This window comes from Enterobacter hormaechei subsp. hoffmannii, from assembly GCF_001729745.1.
Classification (GTDB): domain Bacteria; phylum Pseudomonadota; class Gammaproteobacteria; order Enterobacterales; family Enterobacteriaceae; genus Enterobacter; species Enterobacter intestinihominis.
This window is the reverse complement of sequence record NZ_CP017186.1, coordinates 1,623,834-1,644,940: the sequence shown is the minus strand read 5'-3', so window position 1 is coordinate 1,644,940 and position 21,107 is coordinate 1,623,834. Positions and strand designations below refer to the sequence as shown.

The following is a 21,107-nucleotide window of genomic DNA, read 5'->3' as shown; positions in this document are numbered from 1 at the left end:
TTAGTCCAGACCCAGAACGCCACGCAGCAGGGAGAGATCTTCCGCCAGCGTCGTAATCGGGCCTTTCAGCGCGTTACGGTCAGCATCGGTCAGCTTGTCGTAGGTTTCGAACCCGTCTTTGGTACGGTATTTCGCCAGGATGGCGTCAACTTTCTTAAAGTTGGCATCCACTTTCGCCAGCAGTTCGCCGTTCTCTTTTTGCAGCTGGGACCGCAGCAGATCGACAATTTTCTGTGCGCCGTCGACGTTTGCCTGGAAGTCCCACAGGTCGGTGTGGCTGTAGCGATCTTCTTCGCCGCTGATTTTGCTCGCGGCCACTTCTTCAATCAGACCCGCAGCACCACCCACCACTTTCGACGGCGGGAAGGCCAGCTCGCTGATGCGTTTTTGCAGCTCCAGCACGTCGCTGTTGAGCTGATCGGCGTATTTCTCCATCCCTTTGGTGGAGCTATCGCCAAACAGGGCTTTTTCCAGGCGGTGGAAGCCGGTGAATTTCGGATCGGCGGCCTTCTGCTCGTAGTCATCTTCGCGGGCGTCAATGCTGCCATCGAGGTCAGAGAACAGCTCGGCAATCGGCTCGATGCGCTCGTAGTGCTGACGTGTAGGCGCATACAGGGATTTCGCTTTTTCGATATCGCCCGCTTTCACCGCGTCGGTAAAGGCTTTGGTGCCTACCACCAGGTCAGCCGTCTCTTTGGTGACGTAGGCTTTATAGGCGGTAATGGCGTCGCCGAGGCTCAGCAGCGCGGTGCCTTTGGCCGCGTCCGCCGTCGCTGCGCCTTTGACGATCAGCTTACCTTTCGGGTTAGTCAGCAGGCCGCAGGTCATGTCATATTCCCCCGGCTGAAGATTAGCGGTCATTTTCTGGCTGAAGCCAGGCGCGATATTTTCACGCTCTTCTACCACCATCACGCCTTTCAGGATCTCCCACTCCAGCGCCTTCTGGCTGTGGTTCTGAATAATAAACTGGGTTTTACCGCTGTTAACCGTGATGGTCATCGGCTCGCACTGTTTATCGTTGACGGTGACTTTTACCTGCGGAATATCTGCTGCCTGAGCGGCGAAGGCAGACGCGAACAGCGCTGCCACACCAACCTGTAACGCGCTACGACGGAATTGAATAGCCATGTCTCTTCCCTTTAAAGTATGTTGTAACTAAACAAAGCGCTTCACGGCGCAGTACGCGACGGCTGAGCGCTGGGGCGCGATGGCATGAAGAACAGCACCAGCGCCGGAATAAGATAGATAAAGTACATCGCCACCTCGCTGACACTCGGCGTTTCCTGATAGCCGAAGATACCTTCAAGGAGCGTGCCGGTCAGTGAGTGGGTGGAGAGAACGTTACTAAGATCAAACGCCACGTTCTGGAAGTGGTTCCACAGGCCCGCTTCATGGAAGGCGCGGATCGCCCCTGCCGCCAGCCCCGCGGCCACCAGCAAAATAAACAGGCTGGTCCACTTGAAGAACGCGCCCAGGTTAAGACGAATGCCGCCCCAGTAGAGCAGGAAGCCAAGCACAACCGCCGTGGCCAGCCCAAGCATCGCGCCCAGCGGCGGCCAGATGCCCACGTCCTGCTGAAAAGCCGCGAGCAGGAAGAACACTGACTCCAGGCCTTCACGCGCCACGGCGAAAAAAACCATCATGATCAGCGCCCAGCCGTGGTGGTTGCCTTTTTGCAGGGCGTTATCCACCGCCTGCTCCAGCTGTACCTTCACGTTACGGGAGACCTTGCGCATCCAGAACACCATCCAGGTGAGGATCACCACCGCTATTACGGCAACAATGCCTTCAAAAAGCTCTTGCTCTTTCTGAGGAAATTCACCGGTGGTTTCGTTGATAAGAATACCCAGCCCCAGGCAGAGCGCCGCGGCCAGGAAGACGCCAACCCACATCACGCCGATCCAGCGTCCACGCTGGGTGCGCTTCAGATAACTGGCGATAAGGCTAACAATCAGGGCCGCTTCAAGGCCTTCACGTAACATAATGAGAAAAGGAACAAACATGCAGACACCTTAAATGTTTATCGCGGTCAACTGATGCAAAGAAAGGTAAATTCTTGTGATAGTGATTATCATTACGGCTACAAGAAAAACAAGCGAAATATGTGGAGTTTTGATGACCAGATGTAAACGCATTGCGGAATAATAATTGCCTGAGTAACCGTTGCGTTTATAAGGTATAACGAAAATGCCCATTTACGGTTAACCGGGGCTGTGGCTAAATGTCCGCCTCGAAAACCAACTGAAAATAAACCATGTTTAAAATTGTCCATTTCCTGCTGGCGCTGGTGATTATTCTTGCGCTTGCCTGGCTGGTGAGTTTCGACCGCCGAAAAATTCGCATTCGTTTCGTTTTACAGCTGATCGTGATTGAAATCGCGCTGGCATTCTTTTTTCTGCATGCAGAAAGCGGCCTGTTCATTATTAAACATGTCTCCGGTTTCTTTGAATCACTGCTTAAATTCGCTGCCGAAGGGACGAATTTTGTCTTTGGCGGGATGGGTGAAAAAGGGCTGGCGTTCATTTTCCTTGGCGTGCTCTGCCCCATTATTTTTATCTCGGCGCTGATTGGTATTCTGCAGCACTGGCGTATTCTGCCGATCTTTATTCGGGTTATCGGGACGCTGCTGTCAAAACTGAACGGCATGGGCAAGCTGGAATCCTTTAACGCGGTGAGCTCACTGATACTCGGTCAGTCTGAAAACTTCATTGCCTACAAGGGCGTGTTGGGCGATCTCTCCTCACGCCGCCTGTTTACGATGGCTGCAACGGCGATGTCGACGGTTTCGCTGTCGATTGTCGGTGCCTATATGACCATGCTCGACGCCAGATTTGTCGTCGCGGCACTGATCCTGAACATGTTCAGCACCTTTATTATCCTTTCGGTCATTAACCCGGCCCGCCCGGAAGCCGAACCCGATATCAAACTGGAAAAGCTGCATGAATCCCAGAGCTTCTTTGAAATGCTGGGCGAATATATTCTGGCCGGTTTTAAGGTGGCGATGATTATTCTGGCGATGCTGATTGGCTTTATCGCCCTTATTAGCGCCGTTAATGCCCTCTTCTCCAGCGTATTTGGCCTGAGCTTCCAGCAGATTCTGGGTTACGTGTTTTATCCGCTGGCGTGGCTTATTGGTATTCCGCTGAGCGATGCCTTAAACGCGGGGAGTATTATGGCAACAAAACTGGTGGCGAATGAATTTGTGGCGATGATTGAGCTGCAAAAAATAGCCCATCAAATGTCCCCGCGCGGTCTGGGTATTTTGTCCGTGTTCCTGGTGTCGTTCGCTAACTTCGCCTCGATTGGCATTGTAGCGGGGGCAATAAAAGGCCTGAACGAGCAACAGGGTAACGTGGTGTCGCGGTTTGGTCTGCGCCTGGTATACGGTGCGACGCTGGTGAGCCTGCTGTCGGCGAGCTTTGCGGGGTTGGTGCTCTGATGCAATGCCGGGTGGCGCTTCGCTTACCCGGCCTACAAAACAACAGCGGCGGGAATTCCCGCCGTTCTCATTAAAACTGCACGCACACCGGCTGGTCGACCCGCATTACCGATTCCTGCGCGAAACGAGACTTATAGATCCCGCGCAACGCTTCGATGTTCTTCTCGCTCTGCGCGTCTTTACCATGGATGAGCATTAACGCTTTGCTGGGTTCACGCGCCACTTTTCCGTCGTTCCCCAGCCACTGCCCGCGGGCATCAACCACCGTTAAGCCATCGCGAAAACGCGGCGTCACGTCCTGGTCGACAAACTGCTGCCACTCGCTGCCGGTAATCTGCGCCCCTGCCGGGCGATTCAAGCCAAAATAGAGCGTAGTCTGCTGCATCTGGTTATCCGCTTTGCAGGTCTCCACCGCCGCATGCTGCGTGGGAGCGTTACACCCCGCCAGCAGCAGTAATGCTGCCATCATCAACCCTGTTTTAATCATCATTCTCATCTCGAACGGGTGAACGGTCTGTCCCCTCTCCCCTTTGGGGAGAGGGTTAGGGTGAGGGGGAAATTACTCAGCCTGGAGCTTAGACGGCGGCGCTGAGTGGTAATGCGCATCCGCTTCCGCAAAGCGCTTCTGCATAGATGCAGACGGCGCTTTACCCAGCAGGCTAAACACCACAATACCGAGGCTGCCGAAGATGAAGCCCGGGATAATTTCGTACAGGCCCAGCCACGCGAACTGTTTCCAGACGATAACGGTAACCGCACCGATGATCATCCCCGCCAGCGCGCCGTTGCGGGTCATGCGTGACCACAGAACGGAGAATAGCACCACCGGACCAAATGCGGCGCCAAAGCCCGCCCACGCGTAGCTCACCAGCCCCAGCACGCGGTTTTCCGGGTTAGCCGCCAGCGCAATCGCCACCAGCGCCACCAGCAGCACCATAAAACGCCCTACCCACACTAACTCTTTCTGGCTCGCGCCCTTACGCAGGAACGCTTTGTAGAGGTCTTCGGTGATGGCACTGGAGCACACCAGCAGCTGACAGCTCAGGGTGGACATGACTGCCGCCAGGATCGCGGAGAGCAGGATACCGGCAATCCACGGGTTGAACAGGATCTGCGCCAGCTCGATGAACACGCGCTCGGCGTTCTGGTTCACCGCGCCCGCCTGCGCCGGGTTGTTGTTGAAGTAGGCGATACCGAAGAAACCGACCGCGCACGCCCCCGCCAGACACAGGATCATCCACGTCATGCTGATGCGACGCGCGTGAACGATGGTGTGGTGAGAATCCGCCGCCATAAAGCGCGCCAGAATGTGCGGCTGACCGAAGTAGCCCAGGCCCCATCCCATCAGGGAGACGATGGCCACGAAGTTCAGCCCTTTCAGCATATCGACGTTTTCGATGCTCTTCTGCTTGATCACTTCCAGCGATTCGCCAAAGCCGCCGACGGTAAAAATCACAATTATCGGGGTCAGGATCAGGGCGAAAATCATCAGACTCGCCTGCACGGTATCGGTCCAGCTTACCGCCAGGAATCCGCCCACGAAGGTATAGAGGATGGTCGCGGCCGCACCGGCCCACAGCGCCGTTTCATAGCTCATGCCGAAGGTGCTTTCGAACAGACGCGCGCCCGCCACAATGCCGGAGGCACAGTAGATGGTGAAGAACAGCAGGATCACCACCGCAGAGATAATACGCAATATGCGGCTGTTATCTTCAAAGCGTCCGGTGAAGTAATCCGGCAGCGTCAGGGCGTTGTTGTTGGCTTCGGTATGCACACGCAGACGGCCTGCTACCAGCTTCCAGTTAATCCAAGCGCCAACGGTCAGGCCGATGGCGATCCAGCTTTCGGAGATACCGGAGATGAAAATCGCGCCCGGCAGCCCCATCAGCAGCCAGCCGCTCATGTCGGATGCGCCCGCTGAGAGTGCGGTGACCATCGGGCCCAAGCTGCGCCCGCCGAGGATGTAGTCGTCAAAGTTTTTAGTGGAACGCCATGCCAAAAACCCTATCAGGATCATGCCAAAAATATAAACGAGAAATGTCACCAGCATCGGTGTGCTAATAGCCATTCAAATTCTCCAAAATGTCGAGCGACAGCCGTCCGGGCTGCCTTGTTATGTCATCACCGGAACGTAGTGATGTGTGTATGTGTTTCCGTTGGGCGCGCTATCCTGCCGTATACGCATCCCACTGACAAACGATTTAACACTGCATTTACATGAATTTCATCCCTGGTTTTATACGTCTTTCCTATAGGTTGCACTCGCTCACGCTTTTACGGGTTGCACCTTTAAAAAGTGTTAAGCACCGCATAAAAACTGGGCTCAGAAACCGCCGCGCGTTCTTTTTCACAGCTAACTAATCGTTAACAATCCATTCATTTTCCAGCTTGCAGACCAGGTCACATTTAACACGGTTGCACAAAGTTGCAACATGGTGGATATTTCACGCTATCAACAGAACGCTATTACAGAACAACAGGAGTTTTGGCATGGGGATGACCACCATGGGGGTTAAGCTGGATGACGCTACCCGCGAACGGATTAAAACCGCTGCGACCCGTATCGACCGCACGCCGCACTGGTTAATCAAGCAGGCGATTTTTAACTATCTGGAAAGACTGGAGAGTGAAGAAGGTCTGCCGGAGCTGCCTGCCCTGCTGGCGGGCGCTGCGAACGAAGGCGAAGAGGCCGCGACGGCCGCTGATGAGAACCACCAGCCGTTCCTGGAATTTGCCGAGCAGATCCTGCCGCAGTCCGTCAGCCGCGCCGCCATTACCGGCGCCTATCGCCGTGCCGAAACCGACGCCGTGCCGATGCTGCTGGAGCAGGCGCGCCTGCCGGAAGCCGTTGCCGCTCAGGCGCACAGCCTGGCGTATCAGCTCGCCGACAAGCTGCGTAATCAGAAAACCGCCAGCGGACGCGCCGGTATGGTGCAGGGTCTGTTGCAGGAGTTCTCCCTCTCCTCGCAGGAAGGCGTGGCGCTGATGTGTCTGGCGGAAGCGCTGCTGCGTATCCCAGATAAAGCCACCCGCGATGCCCTGATCCGCGACAAAATCAGCAACGGCAACTGGCACTCCCACATTGGCCGCAGTCCGTCCCTGTTCGTGAACGCCGCCACCTGGGGCCTGCTGTTTACCGGCAAGCTGGTCTCCACCCATAACGAAGCCAACCTGTCGCGTTCCCTGAACCGTATTATCGGCAAGAGCGGCGAGCCACTGATCCGCAAGGGTGTGGACATGGCGATGCGCCTGATGGGCGAGCAGTTCGTCACCGGGGAAACCATTGCCGAAGCGCTGGCGAACGCCCGCAAGCTGGAAGACAAAGGCTTCCGCTACTCCTACGACATGCTGGGCGAAGCGGCGCTGACCGCCGCCGACGCGCAGGCCTACATGGTCTCTTACCAGCAGGCGATCCACGCCATCGGTAAAGCGTCCAACGGTCGCGGTATTTATGAAGGGCCAGGCATCTCTATCAAGCTTTCCGCTCTGCACCCGCGCTACAGCCGCGCGCAGTACGACCGGGTGATGGAAGAACTCTACCCGCGCCTGAAGTCCCTGACCCTGCTGGCGCGCCAGTATGACATCGGCATCAACATCGACGCCGAAGAGGCGGATCGTCTGGAGATCTCCCTCGATCTGCTGGAAAAACTGTGCTTCGAGCCGGAGCTGGCGGGCTGGAACGGGATTGGTTTCGTTATCCAGGCCTACCAGAAACGCTGCCCGTTCGTCATTGACTACCTGATTGACCTGGCCAGCCGCAGCCGTCGCCGCCTGATGATCCGTCTGGTGAAGGGTGCCTACTGGGACAGCGAAATCAAACGCGCCCAGATGGAAGGACTGGAAGGCTATCCGGTCTATACCCGCAAGGTCTACACCGACGTCTCTTACCTCGCCTGCGCGAAAAAACTGCTCGGCGTGCCGAACCTGATTTATCCGCAGTTCGCCACCCACAACGCCCACACCCTGGCGGCGATCTACAGCCTGGCGGGTCAGAACTACTATCCGGGCCAGTACGAGTTCCAGTGTCTGCATGGCATGGGTGAACCGCTGTACGAACAGGTGACCGGTAAAGTGGCCGACGGCAAGCTGAACCGTCCGTGCCGTATTTATGCCCCGGTAGGTACTCACGAAACCCTGCTGGCCTACCTGGTGCGTCGTTTACTGGAGAACGGGGCGAACACCTCCTTCGTTAACCGCATCGCCGATACCACCCTGCCGCTGGACGAACTGGTGGCCGATCCGGTACAGGCCGTAGAGAAGATGGCGGCGCAGGAAGGCCAGATTGGTCTGCCGCATCCGAAGATTGCCCTGCCGCGCGAGCTGTATGGTGCAGGTCGCGTCAACTCGGCGGGTCTGGATCTCGCCAACGAACACCGTCTGGCGTCGCTCTCTTCTGCCCTGCTTAACAGCGCATTGCAGAAGTGGCAGACCAAACCGATCCTTGAGCAGTCCGTTGAAGACGGTGAAATGCAGCCGGTGATCAACCCGGCAGAGCCGAAGGATATCGTCGGCTACGTGCGCGAAGCCACAGAAGCGGAAGTGGATCAGGCTTTGGAGAGCGCGGTGAACAACGCGCCAATCTGGTTTGCCACCCCGCCGCAGGAGCGTGCCGCCATTCTGGAACGCGCGGCGGTGCTGATGGAAGATCAGATGCAGCAGCTTATCGGCATTCTGGTGCGTGAAGCGGGTAAAACCTTCAGCAACGCCATCGCCGAAGTGCGCGAGGCGGTCGACTTCCTGCACTACTACGCCGGTCAGGTGCGCGATGATTTCGACAACGAAACGCACCGTCCGCTCGGCCCGGTGGTCTGTATCAGCCCGTGGAACTTCCCGCTGGCAATCTTCACCGGCCAGATTGCCGCGGCCCTTGCCGCAGGCAACAGCGTGCTGGCAAAACCGGCAGAGCAGACTCCGCTGATTGCCGCTCAGGGCATCAACATTCTGCTGGAAGCGGGCGTACCGGCGGGCGTGGTGCAGCTGTTGCCGGGGCGCGGTGAAACGGTGGGTGCCAAACTGACCTCCGATAACCGCGTGCGCGGCGTGATGTTTACCGGTTCGACCGAAGTAGCCTCCCTGCTGCAACGCAACATCGCCACCCGTCTGGATGCGCAGGGCCGTCCAACGCCGCTGATCGCTGAAACCGGCGGCATGAACGCCATGATCGTGGACTCCTCCGCGCTCACTGAGCAGGTCGTCGTTGACGTGCTGGCCTCTGCCTTCGACAGCGCGGGTCAACGCTGTTCCGCCCTGCGCGTGCTGTGCTTACAGGATGACGTGGCTGACCACACGCTGAAGATGCTGCGCGGTGCGATGGCGGAATGCCGCATGGGCAACCCGGGCCGTCTCACCACCGATATCGGGCCGGTGATCGACGCGGAAGCCAAAGCCAACATCGAAAACCACATTCAGACCATGCGTGCCAAAGGCCGTCCGGTGTTCCAGGCGGTGCGTGAGAACAGTGAAGATGCCCGCGAGTGGCAGACCGGCACCTTCGTGCCGCCAACGCTGATTGAGCTGGCAAGCTTCGACGAGCTGAAAAAAGAGGTCTTCGGCCCGGTACTGCACGTTGTGCGCTACAACCGTAACAACCTCAACGAGCTGATCGATCAGATCAACGCCTCGGGTTACGGCCTGACGCTCGGCGTGCATACCCGTATCGACGAAACCATTGCCCAGGTGACCGGCAATGCTAAAGTCGGCAACCTGTACGTCAACCGTAATATGGTCGGCGCAGTCGTGGGCGTGCAGCCGTTCGGCGGTGAAGGCCTCTCCGGCACCGGTCCGAAAGCGGGTGGCCCGCTCTACCTGTACCGTCTGCTGGCTAACCGTCCGGAGAACGCCCTGGGCGTGACCCTGGCGCGTCAGGACGCACACTATCCGGTGGATACGCAGGTGAAAACCGTGCTGACCCAGCCGCTGGAGGCGCTGATTAAGTGGGCAGAAAACCGCCCTGAACTGCGTGCAATTGCGCAGCAGTACGGCGAGCTGGCGCAGGCCGGTACCCAGCGCCTGCTGCCGGGTCCAACCGGTGAGCGCAACACCTGGACGCTGATGCCGCGCGAGCGCGTACTGTGCGTGGCCGATAACGAGCAGGACGCGCTGGTGCAGCTGGCTGCCGCAATGGCAACCGGTTGTGAAGTGCTGTGGCCGGAAGATGCGCTGCATCGCGATCTCGCCAAACAGTTGCCAAAAGCGGTCTCGGCCCGCATTCGCTTTGCGAAGGTCGATGCGCTGCTGACGCAGCCGTTTGATGCGGTGATCTACCATGGTGATTCCGACCAGCTGCGCGAACTGTGTGAGCAGGTTGCGGCCCGCAGCGGTGCCATCGTTTCCGTGCAGGGCTTTGCGCGCGGGGAAACCAACCTGCTGCTGGAGCGTCTGTACGTGGAGCGCTCGCTCAGCGTCAACACCGCGGCGGCAGGCGGTAACGCCAGCCTGATGACAATCGGTTAATCGTGTAAACTTTCCCCGGTGACGCTACGCTTACCGGGGCTACAAAATCACCGTAGGCCGGATAAGCGCAGCGCATCCGGCTTTTTTACACGGAGGGAATGATGAAAAGAGTATTTCTCGCAGGTGCAGCACTGCTGCTCAGCGCCAGTGCGCTTGCCGACGAGTGCGACAAAGCGACCACCCAGCTTGAACTGAACACCTGTAGCGCGCAGCAGTACCAGGCCGCCGATAAAAAGCTCAACGAGACCTATCAGGCCGCCATCAAACGTGCGGCTGCGCCTCAGCGCGATCTGCTGAAAAAGGCGCAGCAGGCGTGGATCAGCCTGCGCGACGCGGACTGTGCGTTTATCGGTTCGGGTACGGAAGGCGGGAGCGTTCAGCCAATGATTGTGAACCAGTGTCTGGCGGAAAAAACCGTGGAGCGCGAAGCGTTTCTGGCCACGCTGATGCAGTGTGAAGAGGGCGACTTAAGCTGTCCCCTCCCGCCGGGCTGACGCGGCACTGAACTATTCCCTCTCCCACAGGGCTGAGGGTTCCCCACAAATTAATGCGAGCACTGAGCAATCCCCTCGCCCCTCCGGGGAGAGGGTTAGGGTGAGGGGAACATACGGCGGTGGTGGTCATTCCGTTCACTTTATGTTCCTTGCCACTCTGTAACGACATGACCGGTGAACGTGCCAGGGTGGCTCAGTCGCCACCACCCTGGCGACCCGGGCTCCCGGCGGTAAATCGCCGCTTCGCGGTGCCCTCGGCTTATTCCTTCCGGCTTATCGGGTACGGGCGGAGGCAACGTCCCTGTAAAGCCGCCCTCTCGGCGCATCCCTGCGCCTCGCCCCGGCCGGAAGGCAAACGCCTCAGCGATTTACAGCCGGACCAGGGCATCGCTGACAGCCCTCAGTCATTTAGAAAGCAACTTTATTGCTTCTGCATAAAAAAATTACTGGGGATCCCTCAGCCCCGCGGGAGAGGGTTAGGGTGAGGGAAATTAGCGCACACGGATCCCTTCGATAATCATCCGCTGCACGTTTTCCAGGGTGCTCTGGAAAAACGCCTCGTCCTGGAGCGTTTTACCGGTTACCGCCTCGACCTGGACCGCGAAGTCAGCGTAGTGCTGGGTTGAGGCCCAAATCATGAAAATCAGATGCTGCGGATCGACGGGCGCCAGTTTTCCGCTGGCGACCCATCCGGCAATAATCGCCGATTTATCGTCCACCAGCTGTTTTAAATCTCCGGTGAGCTCCGCCTGCAACAGCGGCGCGCCCTGCAGCATCTCCAGACAGAACAGCCGCGAGGCCTGCGGGTAATCGCGCGATACCTCCAGCTTCAGGCGTATGTACTCCTCTATCGCCACCAGCGGGGCCAGCTCTTCGCGAAATGCTTTAAGCGGCGCAAGCCAGATATCCAGGATCTGCTGCATCACCGCCACATATAGCGCCTCTTTCGACGGGTAGTAGTAGAGCAGATTGGTCTTGGACACCCCGGCCTGCTCCGCCACCTGCTCAAGGCGTGTACCGTGAATACCAAACTGCGAAAATGTCTCCAGCGCGGCGCTGAGGATCGCCTGTTTCTTGGCGCTCACCGCCTGCGAACGTTTACCGGGTGTTTTCACTGCGCCTTGTGTCATTTTCGCTCTCCATTTTCTGTCCTGCGCTCAGCATAGCAAAACCCCCGTCTCGCCACGACCTTCTGCACCCTCAGCGCGCATGAGTGCCTGTTTTCTGTGCAATGATTTTGACCACTTAGTCCACATTTTCGCTGTTAAATTTAACAACCGCCAGTTAACACCCTAATAACAAAGTATTTTTCAAAACTGGCACTCCCTTTGCAAAAACGTCGTGACACCTGCGACGTAATGAAGAGAGGTTCGTGATGAAAATTGGCGTATTTGTACCGATCGGCAACAACGGCTGGCTTATCTCGACCACGGCCCCGCAATACATGCCGACCTTTGAGCTGAATAAAGCCATCGTGCAGAAAGCGGAGCACTACCACTTCGACTTTGCGCTCTCGATGATCAAGCTGCGCGGCTTCGGCGGTAAGACCGAATTCTGGGACCACAACCTGGAGTCCTTTACCCTGATGGCGGGCCTGGCGGCGGTAACCTCGCGCATCCAGATTTACGCCACCGCCGCTACCCTTACCCTTCCCCCGGCAATCGTGGCGCGGATGGCCTCCACCATCGACTCCATCTCCGGCGGGCGCTTTGGCGTCAACCTGGTCACCGGCTGGCAAAAGCCGGAGTACGAGCAGATGGGGATCTGGCCGGGGGACGATTACTTCTCCCGTCGCTACGACTACCTGACTGAATACGTGCAGGTGCTGCGCGATCTGTGGGGCACCGGCAAAAGCGATTTCAAAGGCGACTTCTTCACCATGAACGACTGCCGCGTCAGCCCCCAGCCGTCGGTGCCGATGAAGGTGATTTGCGCCGGGCAGAGCGACGCGGGGATGGAATTCTCCGCCAAATACGCCGACTTCAACTTCTGCTTCGGCAAAGGCGTTAACACCCCTGCCGCCTTCGCGCCCACCGCGGCACGCATGAAAGCGGCCGCCGACAAAATCGGGCGCGACGTGGGCTCCTACGTGCTGTTTATGGTGATTGCCGACGAAACCGACGACGCCGCGCGCGCCAAATGGGAACGATACAAGGACGGCGCCGACGAGGAAGCCCTGAGCTGGCTGACCGAGCAGAGCCAGAAGGATACCCGCTCCGGCGCGGACACCAACGTTCGCCAGATGGCCGACCCGACGTCTGCCGTCAATATCAACATGGGCACCCTGGTTGGCTCGTATGCCAGCGTCGCCAGAATGCTCGACGAAGTGGCTGCCGTGCCCGGCGCCGAAGGCGTGCTGCTGACCTTCGATGATTTTCTCACCGGCGTGGAAACCTTCGGCGAGCGTATTCAGCCGCTGATGCAGTGCCGCGCCCACATCCCTGCCGTGACGAAGGAGGTGGCGTAATGACGACCCTCAACGCTCGCCCGGAGGCCATCACCTTTGACGCGCAGCAGAGCGCGCTGATCGTGGTGGATATGCAAAACGCCTATGCCAGTAAAGGCGGGTATCTGGATCTGGCCGGGTTCGACGTCTCGGCCACGCAGCCGGTGATTGAGAATATCAAAACCGCCGTGAGCGCCGCGCGTGCTGCGGGCATGCTGATCGTCTGGTTCCAGAATGGCTGGGACGACCAGTACGTCGAAGCTGGCGGTCCCGGCTCACCCAACTTTCACAAATCCAACGCCCTGAAAACCATGCGCCAACGGCCTGAACTCCAGGGCACGCTGCTGACGAAAGGCGGCTGGGATTATCAGCTGGTGGATGAGCTGGTACCGGAAGCTGGCGATATCGTACTGCCGAAACCGCGCTACAGCGGCTTTTTCAATACCCCGCTCGACAGCCTGCTGCGCAGCCGGGGCATTCGTCATCTGGTCTTTACGGGCATTGCCACCAACGTCTGCGTGGAGTCCACCCTGCGCGACGGCTTCTTCCTCGAGTATTTTGGCGTGGTGCTGGAAGACGCTACCCATCAGGCCGGGCCGGATTTTGCCCAGAAAGCCGCCCTGTTCAATATCGAAACTTTTTTTGGCTGGGTCAGTAACGTCAATGATTTCTGCGACGCGCTGGATCCCCCGCTCGCCCGCATCGCCTGAGGAGAACCGCTATGCCGAAATCCGTGATTATTCCGCCGGGCACCAGCACCCCGATAGCCCCGTTTGTCCCCGGTACCCTCGCCGACGGCGTGGTGTATGTCTCAGGCACGCTGCCGTTTGATAAAGACAACAACGTGGTGTTTATCGATGACCCAAAGGCGCAAACCCGCCACGTGCTGGAGACGATCAAAACCGTGATCGAAACGGCGGGTGGCACGATGGAGGACGTGACCTTCAACAGCATCTTTATCACCGACTGGAAAAACTACGCCGCGATTAACGAGATCTACGCGGAGTTTTTCCCCGGCGATAAACCGGCGCGATTTTGCATCCAGTGCGGGCTGGTAAAGCCTGAAGCGCTGGTTGAAATTGCCACCGTTGCGCACATCGCGAAGTGAGGCCGCCATGAAACTGTCCATTTCCCCGCCCCCCTTTGCGGGCGCGCCCGTGGTGGTGCTGATTGCCGGGCTCGGCGGCAGCGGGAGCTACTGGCTGCCTCAGCTCGCCGTGCTGGGGCAGGAGTATCAGGTGGTGTGCTACGACCAGCGGGGCACGGGGAATAACCCGGATACCCTGCCGGAAGACTACACCCTCGCACACATGGCCGACGAGCTCGCGCTGGCGTTAGCCGGGGCCGGGATCGCCCGTTACTGCGTGGTCGGCCACGCACTGGGGGCGCTGGTCGGCCTGCGGCTGGCTATTGATAAGCCTGACGCCCTCACCGCGCTGGTTTGTGTCAACGGCTGGCTGACCCTCAATGCCCATACCCGACGCTGTTTTGACGTTCGCGAACGTCTGCTGCATGCGGGCGGGGCTCAGGCGTGGGTAGAGGCACAGCCGCTGTTTCTTTACCCGGCAGACTGGATGGCCGCCCGCGCTCCGCGGCTGGAGGCCGAGGAAGCGCTGGCGCTGGCCCATTTCCAGGGCAAAGCCAATCTGCTGCGCAGGCTGCATGCGCTGAAACAGGCCGATTTCAGCCGCCACGCTGCACGCGTTCGCTGCCCCGTGCAGATTATCTGTTCCACCGACGATCTGCTGGTGCCGTCCGTCTGCTCCGCGGAACTGCACGCCGCCCTGGCGCACGCCCGCAAAACGGTCATGCGCCAGGGCGGGCATGCCTGCAACGTGACCGCGCCGGACATCTTTAACACGCTGCTGCTGAACGGGCTTGCCAGCCTGCTGCACAGCCCTGAACCCGCTTTGTAAGGAGCCTGAATGAGCGAAGCCATCACGCCCGCCGCGCTGGAAACGCTGTTTACCGGCGCACGTACCCATAACGGCTGGCTGGATATACCGGTCAGTGACGAGACGCTGCGCGAGATTTATGACCTGATGAAATGGGGGCCGACGTCCGCCAACTGCTCCCCGGCGCGCATTGTCTTTGTGCGAAGCCCGGAAGGAAAAGAGAAGCTGCGCCCGGCGCTCTCCAGCGGCAACCTTGAGAAAACGCTCACCGCCCCGGTCACGGCAATTGTCGCCTGGGACAGCGAGTTTTATGAGCGCCTGCCTGTACTGTTCCCGCACGGCGATGCCAGAAGCTGGTTTACCTCCAGCCCCGCACTGGCGGAAGAGACCGCCTTTCGCAACAGCTCGATGCAGGCCGCGTACCTGATTTTCGCCTGCCGCGCGCTCGGGCTCGACACCGGGCCGATGTCCGGCTTTGACCGGGAAAAAGTGGACGCGGCCTTTTTCACGGGCACGCTGCTTAAAAGCAATCTGCTGATTAACATCGGTTATGGCGATATGAGCAAAGTCTATGGGCGCTTACCGCGTCTGACCTTCGAAGACGCCTGCGGGCTGGCGTAAGGAGCCATCATGACGACACCCGATCAACAAACCTTCCGTGATGCCATGGCCTGCGTCGGTGCGGCGGTCAATATCATCACCACCGACGGCCCTGCGGGAATGGCGGGCTTTACCGCCAGCGCGGTATGCAGCGTGACCGATTCCCCGCCCACTCTGCTGGTTTGCCTCAACCGTGGCGCGTCCGTCTGGCCGATTTTCAGCGAGAACCGCACCCTGTGCGTTAACACGCTGAGTGCCGGACAGGAGCCATTATCCAACCTGTTTGGCGGTAAAACGCCGATGGCGGAACGCTTTGCCGCTGCCCGCTGGCAGACAGGCGACACGGGCTGTCCACGTCTGGAAAATGCCCTGGCCTCGTTCGACTGCCGCATCAGCCAGGTGGTTAGCGTCGGCACCCACGACATTCTGTTTTGCGACATTGTATCGATTATCCGCCACCCGGCGCCGCAAGGGCTGGTGTGGTTCGACCGCGGCTATCACGCACTTATGCGACCCGCCTGTTAATCCGCATTCAGGAGACAGAACATGTTCGGACTTCCCCACTGGCAGTTGAAATCGACCTCCACAGAAGCAGGCGTGGTCGCGCCGGATGAAAGGCTCCCGCTCGGGCAGACAATGGTGATGGGCGTGCAGCATGCGGTCGCGATGTTTGGTGCGACGGTGCTAATGCCCATGCTGATGGGGCTGGATCCTAACCTCGCCATTTTGATGTCGGGTATGGGTACCCTGCTGTTCTTTTTTGTCACCGGCGGGCGCGTGCCCAGCTATCTGGGCTCCAGCGCCGCCTTTGTGGGAGTCGTTATTGCAGCGACCGGGTTTAACGGTAGGGCATTAACCCCAACCTGAGCGTGGCCCTCGGCGGCATTATCGCCTGTGGGCTGGTCTACACCCTGACCGGTCTGGTGGTGATGAAAGTCGGCACGCGCTGGATCGAGCGGATGATGCCCCCCGTCGTCACCGGGGCGGTGGTGATGGCGATAGGCCTGAACCTCGCGCCGATTGCGGTGAAGAGCGTTTCCGGCTCACCGTTTGAAAGCTGGATGGCGGTGATTACGGTGCTGTGCATCGGCGTGGTGGCGGTCTTTACGCGCGGGATGATCCAGCGGCTGCTGATCCTGGTCGGGCTGATTGCGGCCTGTCTGATCTACGCGCTGCTGGCGAACGTGTTTGGTCTCGGCAAGCCAGTTGATTTCACACTGATTCACCAGGCCGCCTGGTTCGGCATGCCGCAGGTGACCTCACCCACCTTTAACGCTCAGGCGATGATGCTCATCGCGCCTGTCGCGGTGATTCTGGTGGCTGAAAACCTGGGCCACCTGAAAGCCGTAGCGGGAATGACCGGGCGCAATATGGACCCGTATATGGGGCGGGCGTTTGTGGGAGACGGTCTGGCGACCATGCTCTCCGGCTCGGTCGGCGGCAGCGGCGTGACGACCTACGCGGAAAACATCGGCGTGATGGCAGTGACCAAAGTCTACTCGACGCTGGTCTTCGTGGCGGCGGCGGTGATGGCGATGCTGCTCGGCTTTTCCCCAAAATTCGGCGCATTGATCCACACCATCCCGGCACCCGTGATTGGCGGCGCCTCGATTGTTGTATTTGGTCTGATTGCCGTCGCGGGGGCACGCATCTGGGTGCAGAATCATGTTGATCTGAGCCAGAACGGTAACCTGATCATGGTGGCGGTCACGCTGGTGCTGGGCGCAGGCGACTTCGCCCTGACGCTGGGCGGGTTTACGGTGGGCGGGATTGGCACGGCGACCTTCGGCGCGATCCTGCTCAACGCCCTGCTTAGCCGCCGCAAAGGGGATGAAGCGCAAGCGGAAGCCATCACCCCCTGAACCTGAAATAGCCGGTTGACGCTACGCTTACCCGGCCTACATGCCAATTGTAGGCCCGTGCAAGCGAAGCGCCGCCGGGCAAAACGGACAGCGTGCGCGTTGTTAGCTATCTGCCCCTTGTTCAGTGCCCAACCCGGCAATCGACTTACGTCGTTTTTTTAACTTTAACTCGCTCACCAGCACCCCGGCGACAATAAATGCCGCGCCCACCAGCGCCAGCAGCGGCAGACGCTCCCCGGCGAGTCGCCCGAAAATACCCGCCCACACCGGTTCACCGGTATAGATGACCGTCGCCCGTGTCGGAGATACGCTGCGCTGCGCCCAGTTCATGGTGACCTGAATAATGGCGCTAAAAACGCCCAGCCCCAGCGCCACGACGATAAGCCCGGTAGACATCGGCGGGACGGACTCCCCTGCCGGCACCATCGTCGCGAACGCCACCAGCGACGCGGTGGCAAGCTGCACGACCGTCACCCGCTTGACGTCCACTTTTCCTGCCCAGGCGCTAATCAAAATAATTTCTGCCGCAATGGCAACGGCCCCCACCAGCGTGATGATCTCTCCCGGCCCCAGCGCCAGCAGATTATTTCCCGGCCCGGCTAATAAAATGAGGCCGATGAACGCCAGCACGATACCAATGCACGACATCAGGCCCGGTATTCTGCCCAGGCACAGCCACTGCAACAGCGGCACCAGCGGTACGTACATGGCGGTGATGAAGGCGGATTTACTGCTGGAGATAGACTGGAGCCCCCACGTTTGCAGGCTATAGCCCATGGCAATCGCCACGCCAATAGCGACACCCGCTTTAAGCTCTCTCAGGGTCAACCCGCGCAGGGTTTTCAGCGAAATAAGCGCCACGGCAACCGCCGCGGTTGCAAAACGCAGCCCTACAAAGAAAAACGGATCGCTCATCGTGACCGCGTACTGAACGGCAAGAAAGGTTCCGCCCCAGAACATGGTGATCAAAATCAGGATGGCTTCCTGAGGCTTAATGGAGAAAGTAAAACGGGAAACGGACATGGGACACCAGCACGAAGAATCAATCCTGTAGTGTGCGATGCCTTTGATTACAGTTCAATGTAGCAGACATAAAAAAACCGCCGGGAAACCCGGCGGCAGAGAGTTAACCCGGCGTACTACTTGTTGCTGCCGTGGCTATTTTTACCCCCTTTTTTGCCAGCCTCTGATGCGCGCTGAGGGTCGTTTTTAAAATTGCCCCCGCTAGACTGGCCACCTTTACGGCCTGCTTCTGATGCTCTTTCACGGTCTTCAGCGAAATTACCTGAACCACCACGATGGTTTGCCATCTCTAACCTCCAGAGTGTGAAACATTAGACATCATATTGCATTCAGTAAAAGAGGATTCTTTCACCTCGCGGCTCAAGGACAGTGCCTTTATCTGTGCCGCGTGAATCTAAGCTTAGTGTAATGCGGCTATCCGGCAAGCGAGAGGTAATATTCTGCAACATGATCTCAGCCTTTCGTATGAAATATTGAGGAGGTCATCCATAAGCCATTCTTATATTTTGAAAAATCAGCGCTGCTAAAGTTGTTTCATTTTGCTACAAAGCACATAACGAAAAGATATTGTTATATATCAAATAAATGCCGTTCATTTTTGCAGTCTGGCCGTGATGTCATATCTTTAAAGTAACGCAGCGATCCGCTGTAAGAAAAACCAACGAGGAGTGATGCAAAATGGCAAAAGTTCTGGTGCTCTATTATTCCATGTATGGACACATTGAAACCATGGCTCACGCAGTTGCAGAAGGCGCAAACAGAGTAGACGGCGTTGAGGTTGTGGTTAAACGCGTACCGGAAACCATGCAGGCGGAAGCCTTCGCCAAAGCCGGGGGAAAAACACAAAACGCCCAGGTCGCCACCCCGCAGGAGCTCGCGGACTATGATGCCATTATCTTCGGCACCCCGACCCGCTTCGGCAATATGTCCGGCCAGATGCGCACCTTCCTCGACCAGACGGGCGGGCTCTGGGCCTCCGGCGCGTTATACGGCAAGCTGGCCAGCGTGTTCAGCTCTACCGGCACAGGCGGCGGCCAGGAGCAGACGATCACCTCAACCTGGACTACCCTTGCACATCATGGGATGGTGATTGTGCCGATTGGCTACGGCGCGCAGGAACTGTTTGATGTTTCCCAGGTCCGTGGCGGGACACCGTATGGCGCGACAACCATTGCCGGTGGGGATGGTTCACGTCAGCCAAGCAATGAAGAACTTTCGATCGCCCGCTATCAGGGTGAATACGTCGCGGGTCTTGCCAAAAAACTGAACGGCTAACCCAACAGGAGGACAAGTATGCCAACTCAAGAATCCAAAGCTCACCACGTGGGCGAATGGGCAAGTTTACGCAATACCTCTCCGGAGATTGCAGAAGCCATCTTTGAAGTCGCCAGGTATGACGAAAAGCTGGCTGAGCAGATTTGGGAAGAAGGCAACGATGAAGTGCTGGTTCGCGCTTTCGAAAAAACCGACAAAGACTCGCTGTTCTGGGGCGAGCAAACCATCGAACGTAAAAACGTCTGAATGTTCCCCCCGCCCGCGCGGGGGGTTTTCTTCTATTTCGCCGCGTTGTTCATCACCGCATTGAATTTATCGATCGGACAGAAGCCGTTGCCATCTACCGGACAGCCCTTCAGCTCCAGCGCCACGCGCTGCGCAGGAGATTGCAGCGACAGCACGCTGGCATTACGCAACTGCTCAGAACTCTGGTAGACATACTCAATTTTCATCAGCTCCTGGTTAGTGTTTTTGTCATGCCAGCGCTGGAAGACAATTTTACCGCCAATCGGGGTTCGTTCCTGCTGGTCGTGCAGCTGATACGGCCTGAAATCCAGCGCGGTCAGCAGCGAGGCAATGTTGGAGTCGTGCCCCACCAGCAGGGTAATTTTTGGCGCTTTGGCCTGTTCGGTCACCAGCGCTTTATCAATGTACTTCACCAACGGTTTAGCCACGTTCTGCGCCACGTCCGTCGAGGTAAACAGCGAGTCCTGGTAGCCGTTTTTCAGCTTCGACAGCACGCGCCACTGCTGATCGGTTTTGATTTCCCCCCATGCCACCTGGTCTGCCGGGAATCCTTCGTAATACTGTAGGGTGAACGCATCCACCAGCGAGTTACCCACTTTCAGCGGCCCGGAGACGCCCGGCTCTTTTTCATAATCGGCGCTGAACGTATCTTTCGCCTCCGTCAGGGAACAGACTTTTTTCTCCTTGCAGGACGGCGAGTCGCTATAGTTTGTCAGCAGCTCCAGCAGTTTGTAGCTTTCATCCAGCTGCATTTTCTGCCGTTCTGTCTCCATCGCTTTCAGCGCTTTCTCACGAAACTCAGGGGAATTATCGGTAATGACCGGATTGAAGGTGGGGTCCATGGTGCCCATTTTTTCCTGATGATGCACAGGCACATCGCACCCCGGGAACGCGCCGGTGATAAAGAACTGCGCGGTCGCCACGGTGCGCTGGAGGCTGTTGGCGTAGGCATAGACGGTATCCGCTTGCGGGCATTCACCCGTCTTCACCATCCCCTGCTCTGCCAGCCACTCGCGTATATAGTGACCCATATACACTTCCAGTACCCCCCCTTTGGTGGTGAGCTGTCCACCCGGGACGTCCCACTCCGGCCACTGCTTCGGCGTGGACTGCTCCAGCACGCTGCCGTTATTGGCGAGCGGCGCACGCAGGTTGTGGCGGCTCATGATGAGTACCTGTTCCAGCTGATAGCCGTCCGGTGTGTCCTGCGCCTGTGCGCCAAAGGTCACGGCAAGGGTACCTGCCACGGCAACTGCGAGTAGTGCTTTTCTCATCCCTAATTCCTCACACGTTTTTTTAATGTCGCTTTGAGTGTGACAGATTCGTGACAGGTTTTTCGGGAAGCATTTCTCAAACTGATGAATACGTGACTCG

The 21,107-nt window shown here is 58.2% G+C and carries 19 protein-coding genes and 1 pseudogene; 12 read left to right on the top strand and 8 right to left on the bottom strand.

Annotation, left to right across the window (positions count from 1 at the left end):
* On the bottom strand, positions 1-1,128 hold the full coding sequence (gene efeO / locus BFV65_RS07655; RefSeq protein WP_063849346.1) for an iron uptake system protein EfeO: 1,128 nt from the start codon (positions 1,126-1,128) through the stop codon (positions 1-3).
* Between the two features lie 41 nt (positions 1,129-1,169).
* Positions 1,170-2,003 carry an iron uptake transporter permease EfeU gene (efeU, locus tag BFV65_RS07650; RefSeq protein WP_069596432.1) on the bottom strand — a complete coding sequence of 278 codons (834 nt, stop codon included), beginning with the start codon at positions 2,001-2,003 and terminating at the stop codon, positions 1,170-1,172.
* Positions 2,004-2,254: 251 nt separating this feature from the next.
* Here efeU and BFV65_RS07645 point away from each other — a divergent pair, with 251 nt between their 5' ends.
* The gene (locus BFV65_RS07645) at positions 2,255-3,439 is read left to right on the top strand and encodes a NupC/NupG family nucleoside CNT transporter (RefSeq protein ID WP_045622592.1); all 1,185 of its coding nucleotides are present in this window, start codon (positions 2,255-2,257) and stop codon (positions 3,437-3,439) included.
* 70 nt (positions 3,440-3,509) lie between these two features.
* Here BFV65_RS07645 and BFV65_RS07640 read toward each other — a convergent pair whose 3' ends face one another.
* Entirely contained in the window at positions 3,510-3,929 is a 420-nt protein-coding gene (locus BFV65_RS07640) for a DUF3574 domain-containing protein (protein WP_045307917.1), read from the bottom strand.
* Positions 3,930-3,998: 69 nt separating this feature from the next.
* Positions 3,999-5,507 carry a sodium/proline symporter PutP gene (gene putP / locus BFV65_RS07635; protein ID WP_022647686.1) on the bottom strand — a complete coding sequence of 503 codons (1,509 nt, stop codon included), beginning with the start codon at positions 5,505-5,507 and terminating at the stop codon, positions 3,999-4,001.
* Between the two features lie 422 nt (positions 5,508-5,929).
* On the opposite strand from putP, the gene putA reads away from it, so the two are divergent.
* Both putA and BFV65_RS07625 read left to right on the top strand, forming a co-directional pair.
* Positions 5,930-9,892: a trifunctional transcriptional regulator/proline dehydrogenase/L-glutamate gamma-semialdehyde dehydrogenase gene (gene putA / locus BFV65_RS07630; protein ID WP_069596431.1), complete on the top strand. Its 3,963-nt coding sequence runs from the start codon at positions 5,930-5,932 to the stop codon at positions 9,890-9,892.
* A 101-nt stretch (positions 9,893-9,993) separates the two neighbouring features.
* On the top strand, positions 9,994-10,386 hold the full coding sequence (locus tag BFV65_RS07625) for a lysozyme inhibitor LprI family protein (RefSeq protein WP_069596430.1): 393 nt from the start codon (positions 9,994-9,996) through the stop codon (positions 10,384-10,386).
* A gap of 491 nt (positions 10,387-10,877) precedes the next feature.
* Here the strand turns inward: BFV65_RS07625 and rutR are convergent, their stop codons facing one another.
* Positions 10,878-11,516, bottom strand: a complete 639-nt coding sequence (gene rutR / locus BFV65_RS07620; protein ID WP_069596429.1) for an HTH-type transcriptional regulator RutR — start codon at positions 11,514-11,516, stop codon at positions 10,878-10,880.
* Positions 11,517-11,761: 245 nt separating this feature from the next.
* Here rutR and rutA point away from each other — a divergent pair, with 245 nt between their 5' ends.
* The 7 genes and pseudogenes from rutA to rutG all read left to right on the top strand — a co-directional run bounded on the left by rutA (position 11,762) and on the right by rutG (position 17,189).
* Entirely contained in the window at positions 11,762-12,853 is a 1,092-nt protein-coding gene (gene rutA / locus BFV65_RS07615) for a pyrimidine utilization protein A (protein WP_023305836.1), read from the top strand.
* Positions 12,853-13,542: a pyrimidine utilization protein B gene (gene rutB, locus BFV65_RS07610; protein ID WP_069596428.1), complete on the top strand. Its 690-nt coding sequence runs from the start codon at positions 12,853-12,855 to the stop codon at positions 13,540-13,542. Before rutA ends, rutB begins: the two co-directional genes overlap by 1 nt.
* Before the next feature lie 11 nt (positions 13,543-13,553).
* On the top strand, positions 13,554-13,940 hold the full coding sequence (rutC, locus tag BFV65_RS07605) for a pyrimidine utilization protein C (protein ID WP_015570870.1): 387 nt from the start codon (positions 13,554-13,556) through the stop codon (positions 13,938-13,940).
* A gap of 7 nt (positions 13,941-13,947) precedes the next feature.
* Positions 13,948-14,748: a pyrimidine utilization protein D gene (gene rutD, locus BFV65_RS07600; protein WP_069596427.1), complete on the top strand. Its 801-nt coding sequence runs from the start codon at positions 13,948-13,950 to the stop codon at positions 14,746-14,748.
* A 9-nt stretch (positions 14,749-14,757) separates the two neighbouring features.
* Positions 14,758-15,348, top strand: coding sequence for a malonic semialdehyde reductase (locus BFV65_RS07595; protein ID WP_022647679.1), 591 nt, complete (start codon positions 14,758-14,760; stop codon positions 15,346-15,348).
* Between the two features lie 9 nt (positions 15,349-15,357).
* The gene (gene rutF / locus BFV65_RS07590; RefSeq protein WP_069596426.1) at positions 15,358-15,852 is read left to right on the top strand and encodes an NADH-dependent FMN reductase RutF; all 495 of its coding nucleotides are present in this window, start codon (positions 15,358-15,360) and stop codon (positions 15,850-15,852) included.
* A 21-nt stretch (positions 15,853-15,873) separates the two neighbouring features.
* Positions 15,874-17,189: pseudogene (gene rutG / locus BFV65_RS07585) on the top strand (pyrimidine utilization transport protein G).
* A 102-nt stretch (positions 17,190-17,291) separates the two neighbouring features.
* Here rutG and BFV65_RS07580 read toward each other — a convergent pair.
* Positions 17,292-18,212 (bottom strand): DMT family transporter, encoded by a 921-nt coding sequence (locus BFV65_RS07580; protein WP_023305833.1) that lies wholly within the window; start codon positions 18,210-18,212, stop codon positions 17,292-17,294.
* Between the two features lie 116 nt (positions 18,213-18,328).
* Entirely contained in the window at positions 18,329-18,499 is a 171-nt protein-coding gene (locus BFV65_RS07575; protein WP_001273664.1) for a con-10 family general stress protein, read from the bottom strand.
* 391 nt (positions 18,500-18,890) lie between these two features.
* Here BFV65_RS07575 and wrbA point away from each other — a divergent pair, with 391 nt between their 5' ends.
* Positions 18,891-19,487 (top strand): NAD(P)H:quinone oxidoreductase, encoded by a 597-nt coding sequence (gene wrbA, locus BFV65_RS07570; RefSeq protein ID WP_022647675.1) that lies wholly within the window; start codon positions 18,891-18,893, stop codon positions 19,485-19,487.
* A gap of 18 nt (positions 19,488-19,505) precedes the next feature.
* Complete coding sequence (locus BFV65_RS07565) at positions 19,506-19,733, top strand: YccJ family protein (protein ID WP_022647674.1); 228 nt, start codon at positions 19,506-19,508, stop codon at positions 19,731-19,733.
* Between the two features lie 32 nt (positions 19,734-19,765).
* On the opposite strand, the gene agp is transcribed toward BFV65_RS07565, so the two are convergent.
* Entirely contained in the window at positions 19,766-21,007 is a 1,242-nt protein-coding gene (gene agp / locus BFV65_RS07560) for a bifunctional glucose-1-phosphatase/inositol phosphatase (protein WP_069596425.1), read from the bottom strand.
* Between the last annotated feature and the right edge of the window lie 100 nt (positions 21,008-21,107).

Coding starts and splice junctions, on each gene's coding strand:
- efeO (WP_063849346.1), bottom strand. CDS start 1,128: ATGGCTATTCAATTCCGTCGTAGCGCGTTACAGGTTGGTGTGGCAGCG.
- efeU (WP_069596432.1), bottom strand. CDS start 2,003: ATGTTTGTTCCTTTTCTCATTATGTTACGTGAAGGCCTTGAAGCGGCC.
- BFV65_RS07645 (WP_045622592.1), top strand. CDS start 2,255: ATGTTTAAAATTGTCCATTTCCTGCTGGCGCTGGTGATTATTCTTGCG.
- BFV65_RS07640 (WP_045307917.1), bottom strand. CDS start 3,929: ATGATGATTAAAACAGGGTTGATGATGGCAGCATTACTGCTGCTGGCG.
- putP (WP_022647686.1), bottom strand. CDS start 5,507: ATGGCTATTAGCACACCGATGCTGGTGACATTTCTCGTTTATATTTTT.
- putA (WP_069596431.1), top strand. CDS start 5,930: ATGGGGATGACCACCATGGGGGTTAAGCTGGATGACGCTACCCGCGAA.
- BFV65_RS07625 (WP_069596430.1), top strand. CDS start 9,994: ATGAAAAGAGTATTTCTCGCAGGTGCAGCACTGCTGCTCAGCGCCAGT.
- rutR (WP_069596429.1), bottom strand. CDS start 11,516: ATGACACAAGGCGCAGTGAAAACACCCGGTAAACGTTCGCAGGCGGTG.
- rutA (WP_023305836.1), top strand. CDS start 11,762: ATGAAAATTGGCGTATTTGTACCGATCGGCAACAACGGCTGGCTTATC.
- rutB (WP_069596428.1), top strand. CDS start 12,853: ATGACGACCCTCAACGCTCGCCCGGAGGCCATCACCTTTGACGCGCAG.
- rutC (WP_015570870.1), top strand. CDS start 13,554: ATGCCGAAATCCGTGATTATTCCGCCGGGCACCAGCACCCCGATAGCC.
- rutD (WP_069596427.1), top strand. CDS start 13,948: ATGAAACTGTCCATTTCCCCGCCCCCCTTTGCGGGCGCGCCCGTGGTG.
- BFV65_RS07595 (WP_022647679.1), top strand. CDS start 14,758: ATGAGCGAAGCCATCACGCCCGCCGCGCTGGAAACGCTGTTTACCGGC.
- rutF (WP_069596426.1), top strand. CDS start 15,358: ATGACGACACCCGATCAACAAACCTTCCGTGATGCCATGGCCTGCGTC.
- BFV65_RS07580 (WP_023305833.1), bottom strand. CDS start 18,212: ATGTCCGTTTCCCGTTTTACTTTCTCCATTAAGCCTCAGGAAGCCATC.
- BFV65_RS07575 (WP_001273664.1), bottom strand. CDS start 18,499: ATGGCAAACCATCGTGGTGGTTCAGGTAATTTCGCTGAAGACCGTGAA.
- wrbA (WP_022647675.1), top strand. CDS start 18,891: ATGGCAAAAGTTCTGGTGCTCTATTATTCCATGTATGGACACATTGAA.
- BFV65_RS07565 (WP_022647674.1), top strand. CDS start 19,506: ATGCCAACTCAAGAATCCAAAGCTCACCACGTGGGCGAATGGGCAAGT.
- agp (WP_069596425.1), bottom strand. CDS start 21,007: ATGAGAAAAGCACTACTCGCAGTTGCCGTGGCAGGTACCCTTGCCGTG.